General features: G+C 65.8%; 5 protein-coding genes and 1 pseudogene. 4 read left to right on the top strand and 2 right to left on the bottom strand.

The window, feature by feature from the left end:
- Positions 1-330 (top strand): annotated as a pseudogene (locus V5A38_RS14280) (Asp/Glu racemase); the annotation flags it as partial.
- A 91-nt stretch (positions 331-421) separates the two neighbouring features.
- The gene (locus V5A38_RS14275) at positions 422-682 is read left to right on the top strand and encodes a hypothetical protein (RefSeq protein WP_332326434.1); all 261 of its coding nucleotides are present in this window, start codon (positions 422-424) and stop codon (positions 680-682) included.
- Between the two features lie 198 nt (positions 683-880).
- Here the strand turns inward: V5A38_RS14275 and V5A38_RS14270 are convergent, their stop codons facing one another.
- Positions 881-2,710, bottom strand: coding sequence for a S9 family peptidase (locus V5A38_RS14270; protein ID WP_332326433.1), 1,830 nt, complete (start codon positions 2,708-2,710; stop codon positions 881-883).
- A complete protein-coding gene (locus V5A38_RS14265; RefSeq protein WP_332326432.1) occupies positions 2,710-3,651 on the bottom strand; it encodes an alpha/beta hydrolase in 942 nt (313 codons plus the stop codon). The genes V5A38_RS14270 and V5A38_RS14265 overlap by 1 nt, the downstream gene beginning before the upstream one ends.
- Before the next feature lie 128 nt (positions 3,652-3,779).
- Between V5A38_RS14265 and V5A38_RS14260 the strand changes: the two genes are divergently transcribed.
- Complete coding sequence (locus V5A38_RS14260; protein ID WP_332326431.1) at positions 3,780-4,151, top strand: amidase family protein; 372 nt, start codon at positions 3,780-3,782, stop codon at positions 4,149-4,151.
- A gap of 154 nt (positions 4,152-4,305) precedes the next feature.
- Positions 4,306-5,478 carry a membrane dipeptidase gene (locus V5A38_RS14255; RefSeq protein WP_332326430.1) on the top strand — a complete coding sequence of 391 codons (1,173 nt, stop codon included), beginning with the start codon at positions 4,306-4,308 and terminating at the stop codon, positions 5,476-5,478.
- Positions 5,479-5,570: the final 92 nt, after the last annotated feature.

The following is a 5,570-nucleotide window of genomic DNA, read 5'->3' as shown; positions in this document are numbered from 1 at the left end:
TCGGTCGACGCGCCCGTCGAGGAGATCGACCACAGCGACGACGACCTCGTCGAGCGGATGGTGGAGGAGGGCAAACGAGCGGTCGAGGAGGACGGCGCCGAGGCGCTGTTCCCCGGCTGCATGAGCCTCTCGTTCGCCCAGCGCCACGACGAGATCGAGGAGCGCGTCGGCGTCCCGTTCCTCGACCCGGCGAGCCTGGCGCTCGAACAGGCGGCGACGTGGGCGCGCCACGGCGTCAGCCAGAGCCCGAAAACGTACCCCGAGCCGAAGTTCGAGAAGCTCGGCGGGCTGTTGGGTGATGCGCCGGCCAGCGCGGCCGACGACGACTGAGTAGCGGGCCCGGTCAACCCGCTTCGTCGCGTTTCTTCGTTCTGGTGCGACAGTGTTATGTGAAACCGCTCTACGTGACAAGTCGATACCGATGAACGCAGCCGGTCCCGTGGATCGACTGATCGCCGTCGGCGGCCAGAAAGCGTTTCTCCCCCAGGTGGGCGCCGCTGCCGGTCTCGGTTCCATCGGCTTCTCGCTGCCAATTTTCGGCGCATTCTCGGGGCTGCTCTCGACGATGACAGACCAGCTTATTCTCCTGGCCATCGGTCTCGGGATGATGCTGCTGGCCGGCTGGGTCAGCTACGCCGCGCTGAACTGCGCTCCGCCTTGTCCACCCTACAGGGAACAGTGACGGCGTCGGCCAGCCGCTCGGCTGCGGCCCTGGGCTCCTCGCGGGCCCGGTCGAGGCGGATCGACTCAGTTCGCTCTCCGGTGCTCGTCGGAGTTTCAGTTAGGCTGTCGCTACGAGTTTCACCAAATCGCATGCGTAGAGGGGGCGTTTCCCGATGAAAAACGAACCGACGCGCACGGGCCGCCTCGACGGCGGGCCTCAGAGATGGTCGTCGAACCACTCACGGGTCCGCTCGATCGCATCGCGACGGTTCGCCTCGTCGCGGAAGCCATGGCCCTCGTTCTCGTAGATAGTTGCGTCGAACGGGACTGGCCCGTCTTCGAGTTCGTCGATGAGTTCCTCGGCCTGATTGATCGGCACCCGCTCGTCCTCGGCGCCGTGAAGCACCGCGAGCGGGGTCTGGACGAGATCGAGGTCGAACGCCGCGCTGGCCTTCCGGTAGAGTTCCTCCTCTTCCTCGGGTGTGCCGCCCATATCGCGCTCGGTGAGGAGGCGCCCGACACGGTCGACCTCCTCGTAGTCGGTGAACTGGTTGGAGACGCCGTACCACTCGACGGCCGCGTCCCAGACCTCGGGGTAGCGCGTGATGCTCATCAGCGTCATGAAGCCGCCCCAGGAGCCGCCGTAGATACCTACCTTGGCCGTGGTGAAGGGGAGTGAGCGCACGTAGCGCGCCGCCTCGCGGGCGTCCTCGACCTGGCCGCCGTGCCAGTCGCCCATCGAGAGCTCCTGGAACGCCCGGCCGTAGCCCCCGGAGCCCCGGAAGTCGATGGCGAAGACGACGTAGCCATGCGCCGCGAGATACTGCTCGATCGGATGCCAGCCGTCGCCGTACTGGAAGTGGCCGCCGCCGTGGACCTGCACCAGCGTCGGCGCGGGGTCGTCCTCGGTGACGCCCTCCGGTTTGTACAGGTAGCCGCTGATGTACTGGCCGTCGAACGTCTCGTAGGTGACGTTCTCGGGTTCGATGACGCCATCCGGAACCTCCGGGTCACGGAGCTGCTGTTCCTGCCCGCCGGCGGTCTCGATTGCTCGCGGATGCGGTGGCAGCTTCGCTTCAGCGTAGGAGAAACCGAGATACTCCCCATCGGGCGAGAGTGAGACCGGCCCGGCGCCGAAGACGCCGTCGTGAACCGTCACTCGAGTCGGGATGCCGCGGGCGTCGCTCTCGTCGTGGAGCAGCATCGCTTCCAGTTGCTGGGTGCCCCGCTCACGTGTCGGGAAGAAGAGCCGGTCGCCGCCGAGGTCCCAGATGGGCTGCTGAACGTTGTACTGGTGGGAGGCCTCGACGGGATAGAGTTCCCGCGTTCCCGTCCGGAGATCGTGGACGTGCACGTCCTCGGAGTGGCGGTACCAGGGTTCTGCGACCTCCTTCCCGAAGAAGGCGATCCGGTCGCCGTCAGGCGACCACGAGGGAACCGAAGTGACGCTCAGTCCGCGCGTCAGCCGGTTCACCTCGCCGGTGCCGACATGGACGATGTGGGCCTCATCGGCCCAGTCGCGGCCGTGCCAGTCCGCGGCGCCGACGTAGGCGATGCGATCGCCTTCCGGTGACCAGGACGGTTCCCAGCGTTTGTCGTCGTGGGGGTTGGCACCCTCGGTGATCCGTTCGAGGTTGTCGCCATCCTCGTCGACGAGCCAGATATCGTTCCCCGCGTCGCCGCGGCCGGAGATGAAGGCGATTCGGTCCTCGGCGGGTGACCAGCGCGGCGCGTTGTCGAAAGCGTCCCTCGGTGCCGGCGTCCGCTCCTCGCCGGTTGTCGTGTCGTAGACGCGCACGTCGCCGTCGCGCGTGTAGAGCAGTTTCGTTCCGTCCTGGTTCCAATCGACCTGGCCCCAGCGCCCGGAGATGCGCTCGTCGAACGCGACAACGCGCTCGGAGGCGTCGATGTCGAACCGGTAATCGTACACTGCATCCTCACCGCGCTCGCGCTCGACGTAGGTGAGCCGCCGTGGCTCGCCCGGCCGCCAGGTGACCGAGAGCGCGTCGGCGAGGTTCATCACGTCAGGATTGCTCGTATCAGTCATCAGTTATCGCCTCCTGCGTCGCCAGCAACTGCGGTGGGCGTGGCATCGCCGGCGTACGGCGACCCGTAGTCGATCTCGGCGAAGAACTCTCGTACTCGGGCGAGATACTGCTCGGCCTGGTCGAAGTTGGGCGAGTGGCCACTGGACTCGAAGATGACGAGTCGTGAGTCTGACAGCAGGTCCGCAATCTCGGCGCTCGCTTCGGGCGGGGTAATCCAGTCGTGTCGGCCGACGGTAACCAGTGCCGGGACGTCGACGTCCGGGAGGTCGTCGGTGTAGTCCATATTCGGGTAGGCGTTGGTGAACATCTCGTTGTGGGTCTCGTGATGGAAATCCCGCTCGGCGGTCGCCTCCGTGGCCGACTCCACGTCGAACTCGTCGAGATTCGGGGCGTAGAGCGGGAGCATGCCGAGCCAGATGCGTTCGAACTCCTCGTCGGATTCGACGTTGCCGTCCATCACCGTCATGAACTCCTCCCAAGAGATGTCGGGCAGATCGAACTCCTTGGCCTTCATCGCATCCCAGGACTCCCGGGCGTTCTCGACAGAGTTCTCCTCGTACGCGTGGGAGGCGGCCGTGTCTCGCAGGACGAACCCCTCGAAGTGGTCGCGGTCACCGAACCGAGTGGCGTACTCCTGGGTGATGAAGCCGCCGTAGGAGCCGCCGATGAGCACCACTTCGTCCAGTCCGAGCTCCTGGATGAGCGCGTCGCAGTCCTTGGCGTACTGCGCGTTGGAGTAGGGTTCGGTGAGGCTCGACTGGCCACAGCCCCTGTGGTCGTACACCAGCAGCTGGTAGTTGTCCGTGAGGCTCTCGAACGCCTCCTTTCCTTTCTGATGGTCACTAATCCCCGGTCCACCGTGGAGTGAGACGATCGCTGGCGCGTCGTCAGGACCGTGGAGCTCGTAGTAGAGCTGGGCCCCGTTTATCTCTGCATACATGTACTGTCCTCGGACTATCAACCTGTCCGGGGTGGCAAATAGCTTGTGTAGCGCTGCCACGAACCACGCTCCCGCCTGGATCGTCCCGAGCGCTACTTTCAAGCACCGAACCCCGAATTGGGAACTGTATGCTTAACGGTGACACAGTCGACAGCGAGGCAGTCCGACGCTACGCCGATAGCCTCTCGATGGACCTCTCGACCGCCGAACTCGAGGCGTTCGCCGAACAGTTCGCTCAACAGGACGCCGCGCTCGCGGACGTGGACGTCCTGGCGTCGCCGACGGTGCCGATGCTCCCGCCGAAATGGGACGCGGACATGGACGACGTGTTTGGCTCGCTCGCCAACACCGGCCCGTTCAACGTCACCGGCCACCCTGCCGTGAGCGTGCCCTGCGGGACCGTCGACGGCCTCCCGGTCGGCCTCCAGTTCGTCGCTGAACGGGGCGACGACGCGGCTGCACTCCGGGCAGCCCCGAGTTGGATGGCGCTCCGGGACTGAGCGGCAGGGCCTGATAGTGATTACTGCGAATCGTGTCATCGACGGTGTCGAACGCCGCCGGGTCAGGGGCTCCCATCACCGAGTCGCGGGCCGGCGAGGCTGCCGGGTATCCGAACGACTAAGTGGCCGTCCACTGCCACTATGAACGAGAACCATGGGTGCAGACAAGCAGTACGACGGGTACCAGCCGTACGAGTATCTCGAGGCGGGCGAGGACTACCGCAGCTTCCCCCTCAGTTCGAAGCACGCGGGCTTTGAACCCCGTGCGGTGGAGCTCACCCCGGAGCAGGAAGCCCGCGTCGACGAACTCACCGAGGATACCGTGCTCTCGCTACACGAACACGCGTTCCAGTTCCCCGAGAACATCGACGAGGACATCTTCGATTACATCCGAGAGGGCCGCATCCACACCGCCTACGAGTTTCTGGCGGAGACCTCCCTCGACGCCGTCTTCGACATGCAGCTCGACGGGCTCTCGAGCGTCCACTCGCTGCACGGCTGGAAGTGGGACGACATCGTTCACGAAGTCAGCATGCGCGCCTGCGACCTGGCGCACTCGGACTACGCGTTCCAGTGCCGGGACGTCGACGACATCCAGCGCGCTCGCGAGGCGGGGAAGGTTGCCATCGTCCAGTGCATCGAGTCCGCGGCGATGATCGAGAACGAACTCGACCGCATCGAGCAGCTCTACGGGATGGGCGTGCGCTCGATGGGGATCACGTACAACACCTCGAACGCGCTGGGTACCGGCGGCGGCGACATCCGCGAACGTGACGGCGGCCTCACCGGCTTCGGCGCCCGAGCGGTCGGTCGGATGAACGACGTGGGAATGGCCGTCTCGGTGAGCCACGCCAGCCCGCAGACCTCACTCGACGTCTGTGAAGTGAGCGAGAAGCCAGTGTTCGACACGCACGCGCTCGCGAAGGGCGCGGGGATGGGCGCCCGCGGCACCTCCGACGAGCTGTTCGAGGCCATCGCCGACACGGGCGGCGTCATCGGCCTGCTCTCCTCGACGCACCTCCCGGATATCGAGACGTATATGGAGCACTTCGAGTACGTCGTCGACCTGGTGGGAGTCGACCACGTGGCGTTCGGCCCGGACGTGCTCTACGGCGACCACACGGAACTGCTGCGCGTGCTCTCGGAGTTCCACGGGATGGAGCTCCCCGAATCCACCCTGCGGAGTGAGTACGTCGACGGTCTCGAGAACCCGACGGAGGCCTGGAACAACATCCCGCGCTGGCTCGTCGCCAACGGCTACAGCGACGAGGAGATCCGGAAGGTGCTCGGCGAGAACGTGCTCCGGGCGCTCGGCGACGTCTGGTAACGCCGGCCAGCAGGCGCGTCGCCGCTCCCCTTGCTACCGCGTACCGTACTACTATACGCTCGCGCTGATACCGCTCGGGCGTGAACCATCAG

This window comes from Halolamina sp. (assembly GCF_036626355.1).
In the GTDB taxonomy this organism is placed as follows: domain Archaea; phylum Halobacteriota; class Halobacteria; order Halobacteriales; family Haloferacaceae; genus Halolamina.
The sequence above is the reverse complement of the archived record's forward strand: the minus strand, read 5'-3'. Positions and strand labels throughout refer to the sequence as shown.